Origin of the sequence: Amycolatopsis sp. NBC_01307 (genome assembly GCF_035975215.1) — a bacterium.
In the GTDB taxonomy this organism is placed as follows: domain Bacteria; phylum Actinomycetota; class Actinomycetes; order Mycobacteriales; family Pseudonocardiaceae; genus Amycolatopsis.
The window spans coordinates 1,039,961-1,058,092 of record NZ_CP108403.1 but is presented as its reverse complement, the minus strand read 5'-3'; the positions used below and the strand labels follow the sequence as shown (position 1 = coordinate 1,058,092).

16 protein-coding genes and 1 pseudogene are annotated in these 18,132 nt (G+C 71.6%); 14 read left to right on the top strand and 3 right to left on the bottom strand.

Annotation, left to right across the window (positions count from 1 at the left end):
- Nucleotides 1-24: 24 nt before the first annotated feature.
- Complete coding sequence (locus tag OG439_RS04350) at nt 25-1,311, bottom strand: M20 family metallo-hydrolase (protein WP_326948024.1); 1,287 nt, start codon at nt 1,309-1,311, stop codon at nt 25-27.
- 264 nt (nt 1,312-1,575) lie between these two features.
- Between OG439_RS04350 and OG439_RS04345 the strand changes: the two genes are divergently transcribed.
- From OG439_RS04345 to OG439_RS04325, 5 genes are all read left to right on the top strand, one after another.
- Nucleotides 1,576-1,875, top strand: a complete 300-nt coding sequence (locus OG439_RS04345; protein ID WP_326948023.1) for a phosphopantetheine-binding protein — start codon at nt 1,576-1,578, stop codon at nt 1,873-1,875.
- Nucleotides 1,872-3,149 (top strand): hypothetical protein, encoded by a 1,278-nt coding sequence (locus tag OG439_RS04340; RefSeq protein ID WP_326948022.1) that lies wholly within the window; start codon nt 1,872-1,874, stop codon nt 3,147-3,149. The genes OG439_RS04345 and OG439_RS04340 overlap by 4 nt, the downstream gene beginning before the upstream one ends.
- 34 nt (nt 3,150-3,183) lie before the next feature.
- On the top strand, nt 3,184-3,900 hold the full coding sequence (locus OG439_RS04335) for a thioesterase II family protein (RefSeq protein ID WP_326948021.1): 717 nt from the start codon (nt 3,184-3,186) through the stop codon (nt 3,898-3,900).
- A complete protein-coding gene (locus tag OG439_RS04330; RefSeq protein ID WP_326948020.1) occupies nt 3,897-4,721 on the top strand; it encodes an SDR family oxidoreductase in 825 nt (274 codons plus the stop codon). The genes OG439_RS04335 and OG439_RS04330 overlap by 4 nt, the downstream gene beginning before the upstream one ends.
- A 126-nt stretch (nt 4,722-4,847) precedes the next feature.
- Entirely contained in the window at nt 4,848-7,565 is a 2,718-nt protein-coding gene (locus OG439_RS04325) for an amino acid adenylation domain-containing protein (protein ID WP_326948019.1), read from the top strand.
- 23 nt (nt 7,566-7,588) lie between these two features.
- Here the strand turns inward: OG439_RS04325 and OG439_RS04320 are convergent, their stop codons facing one another.
- Nucleotides 7,589-8,791 carry a glycosyltransferase gene (locus OG439_RS04320; RefSeq protein WP_326948018.1) on the bottom strand — a complete coding sequence of 401 codons (1,203 nt, stop codon included), beginning with the start codon at nt 8,789-8,791 and terminating at the stop codon, nt 7,589-7,591.
- A 165-nt stretch (nt 8,792-8,956) separates the two neighbouring features.
- On the opposite strand from OG439_RS04320, the gene OG439_RS04315 reads away from it, so the two are divergent.
- On the top strand, nt 8,957-9,661 hold the full coding sequence (locus tag OG439_RS04315; RefSeq protein WP_326948017.1) for a hypothetical protein: 705 nt from the start codon (nt 8,957-8,959) through the stop codon (nt 9,659-9,661).
- Nucleotides 9,662-9,866: 205 nt separating this feature from the next.
- On the opposite strand, the gene OG439_RS04310 is transcribed toward OG439_RS04315, so the two are convergent.
- On the bottom strand, nt 9,867-10,139 hold the full coding sequence (locus OG439_RS04310; protein ID WP_326948016.1) for a hypothetical protein: 273 nt from the start codon (nt 10,137-10,139) through the stop codon (nt 9,867-9,869).
- Nucleotides 10,140-10,495: 356 nt separating this feature from the next.
- On the opposite strand from OG439_RS04310, the pseudogene OG439_RS04305 reads away from it, so the two are divergent.
- The 8 genes and pseudogenes from OG439_RS04305 to OG439_RS04270 all read left to right on the top strand — a co-directional run.
- A pseudogene (locus tag OG439_RS04305) lies at nt 10,496-10,669 on the top strand (nSTAND1 domain-containing NTPase); the annotation flags it as partial.
- A gap of 159 nt (nt 10,670-10,828) precedes the next feature.
- A complete protein-coding gene (locus OG439_RS04300) occupies nt 10,829-11,620 on the top strand; it encodes a hypothetical protein (RefSeq protein WP_326948015.1) in 792 nt (263 codons plus the stop codon).
- 253 nt (nt 11,621-11,873) lie between these two features.
- Nucleotides 11,874-12,635 (top strand): 3-oxoacyl-ACP reductase FabG, encoded by a 762-nt coding sequence (gene fabG, locus OG439_RS04295; protein WP_247049388.1) that lies wholly within the window; start codon nt 11,874-11,876, stop codon nt 12,633-12,635.
- Nucleotides 12,636-12,640: 5 nt separating this feature from the next.
- Entirely contained in the window at nt 12,641-13,093 is a 453-nt protein-coding gene (locus OG439_RS04290; RefSeq protein WP_326948013.1) for a MaoC family dehydratase, read from the top strand.
- Between the two features lie 89 nt (nt 13,094-13,182).
- Nucleotides 13,183-14,205, top strand: a complete 1,023-nt coding sequence (locus tag OG439_RS04285) for a phosphotransferase family protein (protein ID WP_326948012.1) — start codon at nt 13,183-13,185, stop codon at nt 14,203-14,205.
- Nucleotides 14,205-15,428, top strand: a complete 1,224-nt coding sequence (locus tag OG439_RS04280; protein WP_326948011.1) for an acyl-CoA dehydrogenase family protein — start codon at nt 14,205-14,207, stop codon at nt 15,426-15,428. Before OG439_RS04285 ends, OG439_RS04280 begins: the two co-directional genes overlap by 1 nt.
- Nucleotides 15,425-16,609 carry an acyl-CoA dehydrogenase family protein gene (locus tag OG439_RS04275; RefSeq protein ID WP_326948009.1) on the top strand — a complete coding sequence of 395 codons (1,185 nt, stop codon included), beginning with the start codon at nt 15,425-15,427 and terminating at the stop codon, nt 16,607-16,609. Before OG439_RS04280 ends, OG439_RS04275 begins: the two co-directional genes overlap by 4 nt.
- On the top strand, nt 16,606-17,697 hold the full coding sequence (locus OG439_RS04270; RefSeq protein WP_326948008.1) for an acyl-CoA dehydrogenase family protein: 1,092 nt from the start codon (nt 16,606-16,608) through the stop codon (nt 17,695-17,697). Before OG439_RS04275 ends, OG439_RS04270 begins: the two co-directional genes overlap by 4 nt.
- The last annotated feature ends 435 nt before the right edge of the window (nt 17,698-18,132 follow it).

Below are 18,132 nucleotides of genomic sequence, written 5' to 3'. Positions count from 1 at the left end.
TTTCGGTCGGTTGCGCCGGTTTCGTCAGGCGCGAAGGGCGGCGTGGAGGAGCACGTTGGCGCCGGCGACGAGCTGTCCCGGCGCGGTGTGCTCTTCGGGTGCGTGGCTGATCCCGTCGCGGCTGGGCACGAAGATCATCCCGACCGGCGCGACGGCGGCGATCATCTGCGCGTCGTGCCCGGCGCCGCTGGGCATGGCCACGACGGGCAGCGCGAGGTCCGCCGCCGCCTCCTCGATCGCCGTCTGCAACGCCGTCGCGGTCCGGACCGGCGCCGAGCGCATGGTCGTCACGCACGTGACGTCGACCCCGGCTTCGCGCGCGGACCGCGTGGTTTCCTCGCGGAGCAACGCTTCCACGACCTCGAGGCGGGTCGCGTCGAGGTCCCGGATCTCGGCCGTCAGCCGCGCCCGGCCCGGTACCACGTTCGCTTGTCCCGGCTCGACGGCGAGGTCGCCCACGGTGCTGACCGCGCACAGCTTCCGTTCGGCCGAAAGGGCTTCGACCCGCAGCACCAGCTTCGCCGCCGCCACGAGGGCGTCGCGCCGCTGGTCCATCGGTGTGGTTCCCGCGTGGTTCTGCTTGCCCCGCACCTCGAACTCCATGATGGTGCGCCCGACGATGCCGGTCACCACACCGATCGGGATACCGCGGGACTCGAGGACGGGCCCCTGTTCGATGTGCAGTTCGAGGTAGGCCGCCATCATTCCGGGCGGCCAGACGGCATCGCCGATCGCGTCCAGGTCGCCGCCGGCGCGGGCCAGCGGCTCACGGATCGAGCGGCCCGTCCGGTCGACGGCGGCCTCGGGCGCGTCCAGCTGCCCGCTGACCGCCAGCGAACCCCAGAAGGGGTAGGGGAAAAGGGCGCCCTCTTCGTTGGAGAACGCCACGGCCACCGGGGCGTTGCGCATCGGCAGGTCGTGTTCGGCGAGGGTCCGCAGCACTTCCAGCCCGGCGACCACGCCGTAGGTGCCGTCGAAGCGGCCGCCCCGCCGCACCGTGTCGACGTGCGACCCCATCAGCACCACCGGATCGTCGGGAAGCGTTTTCCCGTGGTGCAGGAAGAGATTGCCCGCTTGATCCACCGTACTGCCCAGGCCCGCTCGCGCGGCCGCGTCGCGCAAAAACGCGCGCGCGGAATCTTCCGCGGAAGTGAACCCAAGCCTGGACAAACCGCCCTCGGAATCGACACCGTACGTAGCCAATTTGTCGAGATCGGCCAGCATTCGCGTGCCGTTCACCCGTACAGCGGATCGATTCGAATCGAAGATCGCTACCGAACGAGCCGATTCCACGGCCGACAGAAATGACATAAAAGTACCTCTCACCTGCCCGCATCGTTGCGTGCAACCCGGCACCGAGCACATCCCCGGACCGGTTTCCGCCCTGTTTCAGCGAGAACCGATGCTCGCCGGGCTCGACGTTCGTCCCGACTATAGCTCGCGTTTTCCCGACGAAGGAAGGGAATTCCCCACCACGCCCGAGTGGGTAAAATTACCGACAGCTGACAAATTGATCACTGCTAGCGTGAATCGCTACGAAGATCTCCAAGATCAGCACATACCGGAGACACGTGAATGAAAAACTCTTCCAAGATCGATATGCCGCCGGAAACGAAACCGGACCCGGTCGGCAGCACCGTCATCCAGGCATGGACCGAGGTGCTCGGCAGTCCGCCCGACGGACCGGAAACGAACTTCTTCGACTTCGGCGGCCATTCGACCGCCGCCATGCGGATGATCACCCGGCTGCGCGCCCGCTGGGACACCGAGGTGCCGATCAGGCTCATCTTCGAGCACCCGGTGCTGGCCGACTTCATCGCGGCGGCGCGGCGGCTGGTGGCGGCGGCGGCGACGTCAACAGAAGAACCGGCGTGACCACCTTCGCCGTCGCCTACGACCGGGGTGCGGTCAACGCGGCCGAGGTCGCGCTCAGCCTCGGCGCGCTCGGCGACCTGGTCTTCGTGGGCCACGAAGCGGGACCCGCGGGACCGCTCGTGCCGCTGCTGCGCGAGCTGGGCGAGGTCCTGTTCCTGGACGACGGCCTCGAGCCCGTGCTCACCCGGCTGGCCGCGATCGGGATCGACGCCGTGGTGACCTTCAGCGACACCATGATGCCGGTCGCCGCGCGCATCGCCGACCGGCTGGGCCTGCGGTTCCACTCGGCGCCGGCCGTGGCGCTGCTGACGGACAAGCTGCGGCAGCGCGACGAGCTGCGCGCCCACGGCGTCGACGAGGTGCGGGCGCACCCGGTCCGCCACGCCGGCGACTGGCCGGGCGCGGTGGCCGCGGTGGGCGTCCCCGCGGTGCTCAAACCGTTGCGGGGACAGGGAAGCCGGGACACCCACCTCGTCACCGACGCCGAAGCGGGCGCCCGGCTGAGCGCGGACCTGCTGGCGGGCCCCGACCCGGTGGCGGGCCTCGTGCTCGAAGAGTTCCTGGCCGGGCGCCCCAGCGAGCCGTTCGGCGACTACGTCTCGGTCGAGAGCGTGACGACCCCGCGCGGGGTCCGCCACCTCGCCGTGACCGGGAAGTTCCCGACGTTGCCGCCCTTCCGCGAAGTGGGCCAGTTCTGGCCTTCCCCGCTGTCCCCGGCCGAAGAGCGGGAGGTCGAGGAGCTGACCGGGCGCGCGCTGAACGCGCTCGGGGTGCGCTTCGGCGTGAGCCACACCGAAGTCAAGCTGACCGCGGCCGGCCCGCGGATCATCGAGGTCAACGGCCGGATGGGCGGGCACATCAACGACCTCGCCCGCAGGGCTCACGGCCTGGACATGGTCCAGCTGACCGCGCGGCTGGCCCTGGGGGCCGAGCTGCCCGAGCGGCCGCCCCGGCCGGAGCAGGTTTACTTCCAGTACAACACCCCGGCCCCGGTCGGCGCCTTCACGCTGCTCGAGACCCTGGGCGTCGACGACGTCCGGCGCGTCCCCGGCGTCACCGGGTACCGGCCGTACTTCGAACCCGGCACGGCGCTGCCGGCGTCGGTCATGACGCGGCCGCTCGACCTGATCAGCGGGGTCGCCGCGGACCACGACGAGATGCTGGCCCGGCTGGCGCGGGTGCTCGACCGCCTGACGTTCGCGATCGACACCGGCGGCGGCCGGGAGCTGGTCACCGCGGCGGAACTCGGCCGCGCGCGGACACCGGCACGGTGAGGCCGTCCCGGACGGCCGCGGAGAAAGGAAGCAAGTGCGCGAAACCACGGTGATCTGCCTGCCGTTCGCCGGCGCGGGCGCGTCGTTCTTCCGGGCCTGGCAGCCCCTGGCGCCGGCGTCGCTCGACGTCGTCGCGGTCCAGCTCGCCGGCCGCGAAGAACGGTTCGTCGACGAACCGCACGCGGACGTCGGCCGCGCGCTCGACGACGTCCTGCCCGCCGTCGTCGAGCGGATCGAGGGCGCCGGGCGGATCGCGCTGTTCGGGCACAGCCTGGGCGCGGTGCTCGCGTTCGAGCTGGCCCGGCGCCTCGACCGGCTCGGCGCGCCGCTCACCCGGCTCTTCGTGAGCGGCTCCCCCGGGCCGTGGAGCGGCCGGGAAAGCCGGGCGAGCGGCCTGCCCGACGACGCGTTCCTGGCCCAGGTCGAGCGGTTCTCCGGCTACGCCCACCCGACGCTGCGGCACCCGGAGATGCGCTCGATGCTGCTCCCGATGCTGCGGGCCGACGTCGAGATGCACGAGAACTACCGCCCGGACGCCGAGGGTGCACTGCCGATCCCGGTGACCGCGCTGCGCGGACGCGACGACGCACTGGTGAGTGCCGCCCGGATCGCCGAGTGGGCGCGGGCGAGCACCGCCGGCTTCCGCTCGGTCGAGCTGACCGGCGGCCACATGTACCTGGTGGACCGCGCCGAGGAGGTGCTCGGCCTGCTCGCCGGCGAACTGGCCGTCGCCGGGGAAAGCGCGCCATGAGACTGCGGGACAAGGTCATCGTGGTCACCGGGGCCGCCAGGGGCGTCGGGCGCGCCTGCGCGACCGCGTTCGCACGCGAGGGCGCCGATCTGGTGCTGCTGGACATCGCGGGCGACCTCGACGGCGTCCCGTACCCGCTGGGCTCGGCGAGCCAGCTGGCCCTCACCGCCGACCTGTGCCGCGACCAGGGCGTCGCCGTGCGGACGCACCACGTCGACGTGCGGCACCTGCCCGGGATCGTGACCGCGGTGGCCGACACCGTCGAGCGGTTCGGCCGGATCGACGTGCTGGTCAACAACGCCGGGATCGCCGCGCCCTCGGGCAAGGCCGCGCACGAGATCGCCGAGGAGGAGTGGCAGCTGATGATCGACGTCGACCTGTCCGGTGCGTGGCGCGCCATTCGCGCCGTCGCCGGCGGGATGGTCGGCCGGCGGTCGGGCAGCATCGTCAACATCGCCTCGACCGCGGGCCTGGTCGGCTACCGGTACTTCGCCGGCTACGTCGCGGCCAAGCACGGGCTGATCGGGCTCACCAAGGCCGTCGCGCTCGACTACGCCCCCGCGAAGGTGCGGGTCAACGCGCTGTGCCCGGGGTCCGTCCGCGACGACGACGCCGTCGAGGGCCGCATGCTCTCGGAGATCGCCCGGTCGCTGGCGGTCCCCGTCTCCGAGCACGAGGCGACCTTCCTGCAGGCGCAGCCGATGAACGCGCTGATCGAACCGGACGACGTCGCGGCCGCCGCGGTGTGGCTCGCCTCCGACGAGTCCCGGCAGGTGACCGGCAGCGTCCTGACCGTGGACGGCGGCTTCACCGCTCGATGACCCCGGCTCCCGACGCCGGGCACTCCCAGGAGGGTTTCCTTGTCCAGTAAGGCATCCCGGTCGCCCCGGGCATCGTGTCACGCCCTGCGGGTCCACCTCCCCCACCTGCCGGCCGAGGCGGAGCCCGTGTTCCGGGCCGCCGTGACGGCGTGGTGGCCGGCCCGCCCGCCCCGGCTGTGGCTGGACCCGGTCCCCGCGCCCGCCGGTTCCCCCGCGGCGGACCGCCGGGTCCACGCCGAACTGCACCGGCCGATCGAGCCGGGCGGCCCGGTGCTCCGAGCCGTGTGCCTGGTCTACGCGGACGGATCGGCCGACCTGGTGCTCGTCGCCCGGCGGCAGGCGCTGGACCTGACGTCGTTACGCCTCATCGCCGACGTCGTCACGGGCACGCGCGCGGCCGCGGAGATCTCACCACCGGCACCCTCCGTCGACCCCGACTGGGATGACGGCGAAACCGCCTGGGCCACCTCGGATCCGCGGGCGGGTGACCGCAGTGGCCAGGTGGACATCGTACTCGGCGCGGCGGGCTCCGGCACAGTACCGGCACTGGTCGTAGCGGCGGGCCTGGTGCTCAGCCGGTACACCGGGCGGACGACGCAGGAAATCCTGCTGTGCGCCCCGGAACCGGACCGCCCGGCCGCGGTTCTCGGTGCGTTCGACCGCTTTTCGGTGCCGTCCCTGGACTTCTCGGGCGAGTCGACCCTCGGCGAGCTGGCGGACCCCGACGCAGCAGCGAGGCCCGCCGGTCAGGCCGTCGCGATCGTCGCGAATGGACAGACCGCCGACGGGTACGTCGCCTGCCAGGCCCCGCTGTGCCCCCTGACGCTCGTCCCCCGCACAACCGCCGGTCAGCTGACCGTGACCGTCCACCACCGGCTCGCGGACGTCGACGACGCCTCGGCCGCACGGTTCGCCACCCACCTCGCCCGGGTGTACGCCCAGGTGCTCGCGAGTGCTCCGGAACGCGACCCACGGGACCTCGACCTCGTCGACGACGCGGAGGCCGCGGCACTCGCCGCACTCGGCCGTCCGTCCCGGGAGCCCGGCCGGGAACCGGAGCGCATCGAGCGCGTCTTCGCCCGCCGGGCGGCCGAGCGGCCGGACGCGACCGCCGTGTCCTGCGAAGCCGAATCCCTGACCTACGAACAACTCGACGACCGGTCCACCCGCCTCGCCGCGAGCCTCGTCGAGCACGGCGTGCGCCCCGGCGACCGCGTGGGCGTCTGCCTCGACCGAGGCCTGGACCTGGTGGCCACGCTGCTCGCCGTGCTCAAGGCGGACGCGGTCTACGTGCCGATGGACCCGGCCCACCCCCGGGACCGCCTCGCCTGCACCGTCGCGGACGCGGATCTGCGGCTCGTGGTGGCCGCGACCGCCGAACTCCCGGCGAGCGACGTCGAGTGGGTACCACCGGCAGCGCTTTCCCTTGGTACCGGGGAACTTCCGGTTCCGGCGCGCAGTGCCGACGACGCCGCGTACGTGATCTACACGTCCGGCTCCACCGGCCGCCCGAAAGGCGTCGTGGTGCCGCACCGCAACGTGCCGGCACTGCTGGCCGCCACCACCGGCGACTTCGGGCTCGGCCCGGACGACGTCTGGACGCTGTTCCACTCGAGCGCGTTCGACTTCTCCGTCTGGGAGATCTGGGGCGCGCTGCTCACCGGCGGCCACCTAGTCGTGGTGCCGTACTGGGTCTCCCGGTCCCCGGCCGAGTTCCGCGCGCTGCTCGCGTCACGGCGGGTCACCGTCCTCAGCCAGACGCCGTCGGCGTTCGCCCAGCTGATGGCCGCCGACCGGGCGCCGCTCACGCCGTTGCCGCTGCGGCTGGTCGTGTTCGGCGGCGAAGCGCTGGATCCCGCCCCGCTGCGCGGGTGGTTCGACCGCTACCCCGAGAACCGGTGCCGGCTGGTGAACATGTTCGGCATCACCGAAACGACGGTGCACGTGACGGCGCAGACGATCACCCGCCGCGAAGCACTTTCCGGCTCCCGGTCGGTCGGACCCGCACTGCCGGGCTGGCACCTCTACGTACTGGACGAACGCGGCCGCCCCCTACCGGTCGGCGTACCCGGCGAGATCCACGTGGGCGGCGCCGGAGTAGCCATCGGCTACCTCGGCCGGCCGGCCCTGACGGCGGAGCGATTCCTGCCCGACCCGATCACGGGCGGCCGCATGTACCGCAGCGGCGACCGAGGCCGCCTGCTGCCCGACGGCCGCCTGGAACACCTCGGCCGGCTGGACGACCAGGTCAAGATCCGCGGGTTCCGCATCGAACCCGGCGAAGTCCGCGGCGTACTCCGCCAATGCCCAGGCGTGCACGACGCCGCAGTGGTAGTCGGCGGCCGCGACACGGGAGACAACGCGGCACTACGCCTGGACGCCTACGTAGTAACCGACAGCACCACAACGACAGCGATCCGCCGATGGGCGGCAAAACTCCTCCCGGAACACATGCTCCCGGCCACGATCACGGTGCTACCCCAGCTACCCCTCACACCGAACGGCAAGTTCGACACGGCAGCCGTCCCCGAACCGGAGTTCACCCACAACTCCACCTCCGACCGCCCAGACAGCGCCGACGTCGACGTCGACCCGGCCATGCTGAAGATCTGGGCAGAGGTGCTGGGCAAACCGGTAGAACCGGACGACGACTTCTTCAGCCTGGGCGGCAACTCGCTCTACGCGGTCCGCCTGGACGCCGCGATGCAACAGCAAGGCTTGCCCGCCTTGCCGTTGCGCGAGCTGTACCTGAATCCGACCATCCGTAAGCTGACAAACGCCCTAAAACCCCACGGCGGCCGGCGGTCACGCGGACGGCCTGAACATCCCCACGGCAGGCCTTGATCCGGTGAAACCAGCCGCTTCGCTCACCGGATGGTGTCGACCAGCAGGCTCGCGGCCACTTTCGCGCCGTCGGCGCGCATCCGGGTGCTCAGTGCCGTGGCCCGCGCCCGGGTCTCGGGGGCGAGGGCGGTCTCCAGCGCGGCGTCCAGGGACGCTCTGGTCGCGGTCCGGCCGTCGAGTGCCGCGCCGACCTCCAGCTCCGCCACCCGGCCGGCCCAGTACGGGTTGTCCGCCAGCTGGATGGGCACCACGACCTGCGGCACGCCCGCCCGGGCCGCGGTCGCCGTCGTGCCCGCGCCGCCGTGGTGGACCACCGCGGCCACGAGGCCGAACAGGCGCTGCTGGTTGACCTCGCCGACGGCGAAGCAGTCGTCCCGGCCGTCGGCCAGGTCCAGGTCCGCCCAGCCGCGGGCGACGAGCACGCGGCGGCCGCGGGCGCGGGCCGCCGCCACGGCCCACGCGGCGATGTCCGGCGACGGCCGGATGCTGCCGAAGCCCACGTAGACCGGCGGCGCGCCCGCGTCGAGGAACGTCTCCAAGCCGGCCGGGAGCGGGCGTTCGTCGGCCTGGCTCCAGGCGCCCGTCTGGACGACGTCGATCCCCGGGGTCTCCGGCCACGGCCCCAAGGCCGGATCCGCGGCCAGCCACGGCCGGCCGGTGTAGACGTGGGCGCGCACGTCGTCCACCGGGGGCAGGCCGAGGGCCGCGCGATGGCCGTTGAGCGGCTCGCGGAACTGCTCGTTCACCCGGCGGGCGTCCTCATCCCACCGCGCCGGGTTGTCGTCCCCGGCGGGCTCCGGCCAGCCCGGCCGCGGCGGCGGCGCGTGGTGCGGCGAGGGAAGGTTGACCGCGGCGTAGGTCACGTACACGTAAGGGATCCCCGCGGCCTCGGCCACGGACCGCGCGCCGACCTGCGCCAGGCCGGCCACCACCAGCGCGTCGCACCCCTCCGCCGCCGCCGGGAGGATGCCGAACTGCGCGTCGACCAGCTCGGTCCGGTACCGCGCCAGCTCCGCCGCCGACGGCGGTGTCGCGCGCATCAGCTCGCGCACGGGCGGTCCGATCGGCACCAGGTGCACGCCCAGGCCGGCCAGCCGCTCCGCGAACTCTTCGTCGGGTGGAGCGCACAGCCGCACCTCGACGCCGTGCGCCCGAAGCTGCACCGCGAGCGCGACCAGCGGTTCGACGTCGCCACGCGTCCCGTAGGTGGACAACAGCACCCGCATTCGCGCCCTCTTCCGTTCCGCCGGGCCGCCGGCCACGGCCGGGTGTGCGGCAGCAGCTTACGGCGCGAGTCGATCACCGCGCCCTCTCGCCGGGGGCCGTCCCCGGCTGGCTACGGTCGGGTGCGCAACGTTTTCCGATCGTCCCCACGACCCGAGGGCCACGCGATGCACGGTTCGGACCGACCCCGCCCCGACGTTTCGATCATCCTGCCCTGTGCCGGGGTCGGGTCGCGCTTCGGCGCGCCCTACCCGAAGGAGCTGCACTGCCTGGCTCCCGGCGTCACGGTGCTCGACCGCAGCCTGGAGACCGCCGTCGAACTGGCCGGAAGCGGGCTCACGGTGCGCGTGGTGGTCGTGTTCCGGCCCCACAAGCTGGATACGGTGCGATACCTCGCGCGGTACGCCGGGATCTTCCAGCTCGTTTTCGTCTACCAGGACGAATCGTTCGCACCGGCGCTCGACGGAGCGATCCGATCCGCCCTGCCGATGACGGCGGGACCGGTGGCCCTCATGTTGCCTGACATCGTTGTCTCCGGCGCCGGCAGCGCCGGCGTGCTGCTCACCGCGCTGCAGCGGACAGCGGCGGCGGGCTGGGCCGCGGTGGCCGTCGAAGAGCAGGATCCCGAGACGCTGCGCCAAATGGGCGCCCTGACCGTCGCCGAACGGGACGGCGCCGTGACCGTCGAGGCGGCCGCCGAGAAGCCCGCGGATCCCACCGGCTACAACGCGTGCTGGGGCATCGTGACGGTCACTGAAGAGCAAGCGCACCGCTTGCCCGACGTCGTGCGCAAGGAGACGGCCAGCCCACTGACCGGCGCGGTCGCCCTCATGGTGGAGCGAATCGTCAACTACAACACCGCCGCCGGCTGACCGCGTGGCCGACGAGCGGCCGTCACGGTGTCACGGAGGGTCGACCTTCAGCTCGCTGACGGTTACCGGCACGGCTGACTGGAAGGCAACTACTGCCAGAACGCCCGTACAGAAAGCCGGATCGCTCAACGTAAGCGTGGCGTACCGTCAGCTCCTGGCCGGCTCGGTTCGGCAGTGCCACGCTGTGCCAGGTGGTGACCGAAGGTCAGAACGATCGCCCACTGACTGTTGACGCGACCAGGGGGCTTGGCGGTGCAGTTCGCCAAGTCCACGTGATCTTGCGGATCGTGCCGGTCATGATGACGATCACCTGCTTCGCCCCGCCCTGCGTCGACACCACCACCTGGCGGTGGAAGACCTGAACCGTCGTAGTACTCCACCCCACGGCCCGAGCAGGGGGAAACACCACGCCAGGCGGCGCGGCCGAGGCGACACCGGTCGTCGTGGCGGCAATGGCCGCCATCAACGCGAGGGGCACTCCCAGCCGAGTAGCAGGTCGCAACACACCGTTCCTTTCACCGGAGCGGGCAGCGCCGCGACGATTCGCGACGCACGTTTATCGGTGTAGTGCGGACGGGTTGTCCGGCGCCGGAGCCTGGACGCCGGACATCAACACCCGAACAATCGGCAACTGACCCGGGGAGGGGTTGGACAAGCCATGCCACGTGCAGAGCGACCGTTGGGACCTGGCTCGGCTAGCGCACTTCTCGTCGACGACGTTGTCCGACGCCGCAGGCGGTCGCCGGCTGCCCAGCCTGGCGGTCACGCTGGCGTACGTCACAGCCTGCGACGGCGACCGGGTGGCAACGTCGGTGGCACGCGGTCTCCGCCGAGCTGAACGACCTCGAACTCGAACACGCCGACCAGGCCGCCGCCACAGCGCCCTACGTCGGCCTGGCCGCGTACCGCTCTTCGGACGCCGGACGGTTCTTCGGGCGCGAGCGATTGGTCGACGACCTCGTCGCCCGGCTTCGGCGGCAGCGTCTCCTCGCCGTGTTCGGGCCCTCCGGAGCAGGCAAGTCGTCCGTGTTGCGTGCAGGACTCGTCCCGGCGCTGGAGGAGATAGACAGCGCTGGGCCCCGTTGCTCCGGAGCGGGCAGGATGTGGTGCGGGGGTCGTGCTCGTCGGACGCGCGATCCCTTTCCCGGCCCGAGGATTGGACGCGCATTGGGACGCTTGTCGGTGTTCACCTTCCAGTACATCGCCATCGACACCGAGGCTGGTGTCACGCCGGAAGAGTTCGAGACGTTCGTGCGTGGTGAAGGCGTTCACCTGCCCGTGTACCCGGGGTGGCGGTGGACGTTGTTGCGCGGGTTGCGCGGCGAGCGGACCGGGCAGTACCTGATGTTGTACGAGATCGAGAGCGCCGAGCAGCGCGACCTTTACGTCACGGCCCGGGGTGAGCAGACCGAGCCCGCCCGGCTGTTCTGGGCGCGGCACCCCGAGGCGGAGGCGGTGCTGGCGCGGTGGCGGCGGCTGGGGACGTTCGGTGAGCTGCCGACGTTGTTCACCGACTACCGGCTGCTGGCCGACAATCCGCGGAGCACGGTCACGCCCGGCCCCCGCTACCGCGATCGGCCGGGTGAGGAGCCCGTGGCCCGGGTCGTCGGGATCCACAACCTGGCGTTGCGCGCCGGTGTGACCGAGGAGGTGTTCGACCGCTTCATCGCCGAGAACCACCACCGGATCGACGACTACCCGGACTGGCGGTTCCACGTGCTCAAGGGCGAGCGGGGCAACCGCCTCGACCAGTACGTGATGATGATGGAGATCGCGAGCCTGGACGCGCTGGACGTCTTCTACCCCGAGCCCGACATCGCCACCGGCGAGGCCGCGGAGTTCGCGTCCGCCCACCGCGACACCAAGCAGATGTACGAGGAGTGGAAGCAGCTGGCCTCGTTCTCCGGCTCACCGCTGATCTACACGGACTACCTCGCCGTCGCGGAGAACCCGGCGTAGTCCCGCACGACCGGGACGGCCCGTCGTCGTGACCACCTCGACGCGCAGGCGAGCCGTACCGGGCCCGGCGCCTCGGGAGGCCACCAGGTGGGTGTGACGCAGGCCACCGGGTGGGTTCGACCAGGCGGAAGGCCGGGAACCTGCGTAACTTTGGCAGCGAAATAGCGGGCGCTGTCCGTAGCCTCGGTGACCGACTGCTTAGTAGGCTCGCGGGCGGCAACCAACCCGCTTCTCAACGACGAGGAGGTCCTCCGTGACCGATTCCCCTTCCCGTGTCGCCGTGGTCACCGGGGCCGGCCGTGGCATCGGGGCCGCTGTCGCCGCCCGGCTGGCCGCTGACGGCTTCGCCGTCGGGCTGCTCGACCTGGACGAGGCCGGCGTCAAGCAGGGTGCCGACGCGATCGTCGCCGACGGTGGCAAGGCCGTCGGCGTGACGCTCGACGTCAGTGACGCCGAACAGGTCGACGCCGCCGTCGCGCGGGTGGCCGAGGAGCTCGGCGCGCCGACCGTGCTGATCAACAACGCCGGCATCACCCGCGACAACCTCATCTTCAAGATGACCGAGCAGGACTGGGACTCCGTGCTCGGCGTCCACCTCAAGGGCTCGTTCCTGATGACCCGCGCGGTCCAGAAGCACATGACGGCGGAGAAGTGGGGCCGGATCGTCAACCTGTCCAGCACCTCGGCACTCGGCAACCGCGGCCAGGTCAACTACTCCGCGGCCAAGGCCGGTATGCAGGGCTTCACCAAGACCCTCGCGATCGAGCTGGGCAAGTTCAACGTCACGGCGAACGCGATCGCCCCGGGCTTCATCGCCACCGACATGACGGCGGCGACGGCCGAGCGGATCGGCATGTCGTTCGACGACTTCAAGGCGGCCGCCGCGTCGCAGATCCCGGTGCAGCGCGTCGGCACGCCGGACGACATCGCCAACCTGGCGTCGTTCCTGGTGAGCGACGGTGCCGGGTTCATCTCGGGCCAGGTCATCTACGTCGCCGGCGGACCGAAGGACTGAGGCGGATGCGCGAATTCGACAGCCTCGACGCCTTCGCCGCCGCGGTCGGCGAGCACCTCGGCTACAGCGACTGGCACACGATCACCCAGGACCGGGTGAACAAGTTCGCCGACGCCACCGACGACCACCAGTGGATCCACGTCGACGAGGCGATGGCGGCCGCGGGCCCGTTCGGCGGCACCATCGCCCACGGCTTCCTGACGCTCTCGCTGCTCTCGGCGTTCGGCCCGAAGATCTACCGGGTCAACGGCATCAAGATGGGCATCAACTACGGCCTCAACAAGGTCCGCTTCCCGCAGCCGGTGAACGTCGGCTCGAAGGTGCGCGCCGGGGCCGAGCTGGTCGAGATCACCGACATCGAGGGCGGCAAGCAGGCGGTGTCGCGGTGGACCGTGGAGATCGAGGGTGCGGCGAAGCCCGCGTGCGTCGCCGAATGGGTGACGCGCTTCCTCGCGTGACGTGCCCGGCCGAGCGTTCCTCGGCCGGGGCCACTGTACGCCATACCGACCGGTCGGTATCATACCCGCACGAAGCTTGAGGAGGCTGGATGAGCACCGATCCGCCGGGTCTCGACCTGGGCCGGCTGCGCGCCCACCTGGACGCGCAGCGGCCCGGGCTGGTCGCCGGGGAGCTGACCGCGGACGTCGTCGAAGGCGGCCGGTCGAACCTCACCTACGTGGTGGGCGACGGCCGGTCGCGCTGGGTGGTGCGCCGCCCGCCGCTCGGGCACGTGCTGCCCACGGCGCACGACATGACCCGCGAGTTCCGGGTGATCTCCGGGCTGCGCGACACGCGCGTCCCGGTGCCCGAGGCGCTCCTGCTGTGCGAGGACCCCGACGTCATCGGGGCGAGCTTCTACGTCATGAGCTTCGTCGAGGGCACGCCCTACCGGACGGCCGACGAGCTGGCCGCGCTCGGCGCCGGACGCACTCGGGCCATCGCCGACGCGCTGGTCGACACCCTCGTCGACCTGCACGCGGTGGACCCGGTCGCGGCCGGGCTGGGCGACTTCGGCCGGCCGGAGGGCTTCCTGGAGCGGCAGCTGCGGCGGTGGAAGAAGCAGCTCGACGCCTCGCGCAGCCGCGACCTGCCGGGCATCGAGGAGCTGCACGAGCGGCTCGCCCAAGCCGTGCCGGTGTCCGGGAAGCCGTCGATCATCCACGGCGACTACCGGCTCGACAACGTCCTCGTCGACGGCGACGACAAGATCTCCGCCGTGCTCGACTGGGAGATGTCGACGCTGGGCGACCCGCTGACCGACCTCGCGCTGCTGGTGGCCTACGCCGAGCGGGACAAGGTGTCGCTGCAGTTCGTGTCGAACGCCAGCTCGGCGCCCGGCTACCCGAGCACCGACGAGGTCGTCGCCCGCTACGCCGAACGCTCGGGGCGCGACGTCTCGCAGCTCAATTGGTACGTCAGCTTCGCCTTCTTCAAGCTGGCCGTGATCCTGGAAGGCATCTACTACCGCTACCAAAAGGGCCAGACGGTCGGGGCGGGCTTCGAAGGCGTCGGCGCCGGCGTCCCGCTGCTCATCTCGCACGGCAACGAGATTCTCAACGAGGAGAAGTAATGGACTTCGCGTTCGACGCCAAGACCGAGGAGCTGCGCGCGAAGCTCCTCGAGTTCATGGATTCCCACGTCTACCCGGCCGAGGCCGTGTTCGAGCGGCAGCTGGCCGAGCGCGACGACCCGTGGGCCATGCCGCCGGTCGTCGAGGAGCTCAAGGCCGAGGCGCGCAAGCGCGGGCTGTGGAACTTCTTCCTCCCCGGCGACCACGGCGCGGGCCTGACGAACCTGCAGTACGCGCCGCTCGCCGAGATCACCGGCCGCAGCATCCGGCTGGCCCCGACCGCGGTCAACTGCGCCGCGCCCGACACCGGGAACATGGAAGTCCTGGCCATGTTCGGCAACGACGACCAGAAGAAGCAGTGGCTGGAACCGCTGCTCAACGGCGAGATCCGCTCCGCGTTCGCGATGACCGAGCCGGACGTCGCCTCCTCCGACGCCCGCAACATCGAGACGAGCATCCGCCGCGACGGCGACGAGTACGTCGTCAACGGCCGCAAGTGGTACATCTCCGGCGCGATGAACCCGGCCTGCAAGATCTTCATCGTGATGGGCAAGACCGACACCGAAGCCGCGCCGCACAAGCAGCAGAGCATGATCCTGGTCCCCCGCGACGCCCCGGGCCTGACGGTCAAGCGCGGCATGCACGTCTTCGGCTACGACGACAGCGACCACGGCGGCCACGCCGAGGTGCTCTTCGAGGACGTCCGCGTGCCGGTCGAGAACCTCATCGCCGGCGAGGGTGACGGCTTCGCCATCGCCCAGGCGCGGCTCGGGCCGGGCCGGATCCACCACTGCATGCGCGCCATCGGGATGGCCGAACGCGCGCTGGAGCTGATGTGCCGCCGCGCGATCTCGCGCGAGGCGTTCGGCAAGCCGATCGCGCAGCAGGGTGTCGTGCAGGACTGGATCGCCGAGTCGCGCGTGAAGATCGAGCAGCAGCGGCTGCTGGTGCTCAAGACCGCGTGGCTGATGGACACCGTCGGCAACCAGGGCGCGCACACCGAGATCCAGGCGATCAAGATCTCGACGCCGTCCGCCGTGGAGTGGATCCTGGACAAGGCCGTGCAGGTGCACGGCGCCGGGGGCGTCAGCCAGGACTTCCCGCTGGCCGCGATGTGGGCGGGCAACCGCACGCTGCGCCTGGCCGACGGGCCGGACGAGGTCCACAAGCGGTCCCTGGCCCGCCGTGAGCTGAAGAAGTACCTGTCGGAGGGCGCGAAGTGACTGTCACCGCCGAAGAACTGACCGGCCAGGTCCGCGAGTTCCTGGCCGCGCACGACCCGAAGGCCACGGACCGGATGGACTTCCTGCGGGCCCGCTACGACGCGGGTCTCGCGTGGATCCACTTCCCCGCCGGGCTCGGCGGGCAGGACGCGCCGCGCGCGCTGCAGTCCGTTGTGGACGGTCTCTTCGTCGACGCGGGCGCGCCGGACAACAACCCGCGCCGGATCGGCATCGGCCTCGGCATGGCCGCGCCGACCATCCTCGCCTTCGGCACGCCGGAGCAGCGCGAGCGCTTCCTGCGTCCACTGTGGACCGGCGACGAGGTGTGGTGCCAGCTGTTCAGCGAGCCGGGCGCCGGCTCCGACCTGGCCGCGCTGGGCACCCGCGCGGTGCGCGACGGCGACGACTGGATCGTCACCGGCCAGAAGGTGTGGACGTCGGGTGCGCACGAGTCGCAGTGGGCGATCCTGGTCACCCGCACCGACCCGGACGTGCCGAAGCACCAGGGCATGACGTACTTCATGTGCGACATGAAGGCGCCGGGCGTCGAGGTCCGGCCGCTGCGCCAGATCACCGGCGAGGCCGAGTTCAACGAGGTGTTCCTGACCGAGGTCCGGATCCCGGACACGCAGCGGCTCGGCGCCGTCGGCGAGGGCTGGAAGGTCGCGCAGACCACGCTGATGAACGAGCGCGTCGCGATCGGCGGGCACGTGCAGCCGCGCGAGGGCGGGCTGGTCGGGATCGTCGCCAAGACCTGGCGCGAACGTCCCGAGCTGCGCACGCCGGAGCTGCGTGACCGGCTCGTGCAGCGCTGGGTCGAAGCGGAGTCGCTGCGGCTGGCCGGCACCCGGCTGCGTCAGCAGCTCACCGCCGGCGCGCCCGGCCCCGAGGGCTCGGCCATGAAGGTCGCGTTCTCGGAGCTCAACCAGGCGCTCACCGGCCTGGAGGTGGAACTGCTCGGCGAAGAGGGCCTGGCCTACGACGACTGGTCGTTCCGGCGCCCGGCGATCGTCGACTTCACCGGCCGCGAGGCGGGTTACCGCTACCTGCGCGCCAAGGGGAACTCCATCGAGGGCGGCACCTCGGAGGTCCTGCGCAACATCATCGCCGAGCGCGTGCTGGGTCTCCCGTCGGAGCCGCGCGTCGACAAGGACGTCGCCTGGAAGGACCTGCCCCGATGACCGACCTGTTGTATTCCGAGGTCGAGGAAGACCTCCGGGCGTCGGTGCGCGACCTGCTCAAGGCCAAGGCCGACGCCGCGACGCTGCTGGCGCGGGTCGAAACGGCCGAGGGTTACGACCTGAAGCTGTGGCGCACCCTGGCCGCCGACCTCGGCGTCGCCGGGCTGGCGGTGCCGGAGGAGCGCGGCGGGCACGGCGCGTCGGCCCGCGAGGTCGCCGTCGTGGCCGAAGAGCTGGGCCGCAGTGTCGCGCCGGTGCCGTTCCTCGGCAGCGTCGTGCTGGCGACGACGGCGTTGCTGCACACCGGCGACGGAGAGTTCGTCGGCCGGCTGGCGGCGGGCGAGGCGATCGGCGCGCTGGCCGTGCCGCTGTCGACGACGCCGGGGGCGGGTTTCCCGTCGTCGGTGACCGCGGCCGACGGCAAGTTGACCGGCTGGGTCGGCACGGTCGCCGACGCGTCGGTGGCGGACCTGCTGGTCGTCCCGGCCGCCGGCCCGGACGGCCCCGCGCTGTACGTCGTCGAGGCGTCGGCGGCGACGGTCACGGAGCTGGTCTCCTTCGACCTGACGCGGCGGGTGGCCGACGTCGTGCTGGAGAACGCGCCGGCGGTCCTGGTGGCCTCGGGCGAGCAGGCGGCGGGCGCGCTGGAGCAGGCGTTGCTCGCCGGCGCGGGCATCCTGGCGTCGGAGCAGACCGGGATCGCCGAGTGGGCGCTCACCGAGACCGTGCGCTACCTCAAGGGCCGGTACCAGTTCGGCCGGCCGGTCGGCGGGTTCCAGTCGCTCAAGCACCGGCTGGCGAACCTCTACACCGACCTGGTGCTGGCCCGCGCGACCGCGCGCAACGCGGCGGACGCGCTGGCCTCGGGCGTCGACGTGCCGATCGCGGTGTCGGTCGCCCAGGCCCGCAACGCGCCGATCGCGGTCAAGGCCACCGAAGAGGCGATCCAGCTGCACGGCGGGATCGGGATGACCTGGGAACACCCGGCGCACCTCTACCTCAAGCGCGCCAAGGCCGACGAGCTCGCGCTCGGCACCCCGGGCCGCCACCGCGCCCGCCTGGCCGACCTGGTCGACCTGCCCGCCTGAGGCACTCCCCCGGTCTGTGAAGGGCTCCTTGCGGACTCTGAGTCCCGCAAGGAGCCCTTCACAGACTTGCGCTGCTCCAGCCCTGCCCGGGCGGGCTGGCGGGCGCCTGTCGCGCCGGCGGCGAGTCCTGCACCAGCTGTCACACGTGCCCCAGCAGTACCGGTCGTGAGTGTTTAGGAGGGTTCTAACCCTCCTAAACACTCACGACCAGCCGCGGCAGACCCGGTAACCGGCCCGGCGTTCGCGCGGCAGGGGTTCGCGCGGCAAGGGTCCGCGGCAGGGGTCTGCGGCAGGGTCCGCGGCCGCCGAATTGTGAATAGTATTCATATGCTTTCGGCTTTTCGCTCAGATGAGCGGGAATTGTGTGAGCCAGGCCACTGCGAGGGCAAAAGGGTGGCAAAAGTGCCCTTCTTCCCATGGTTCGACCCGGTGGAT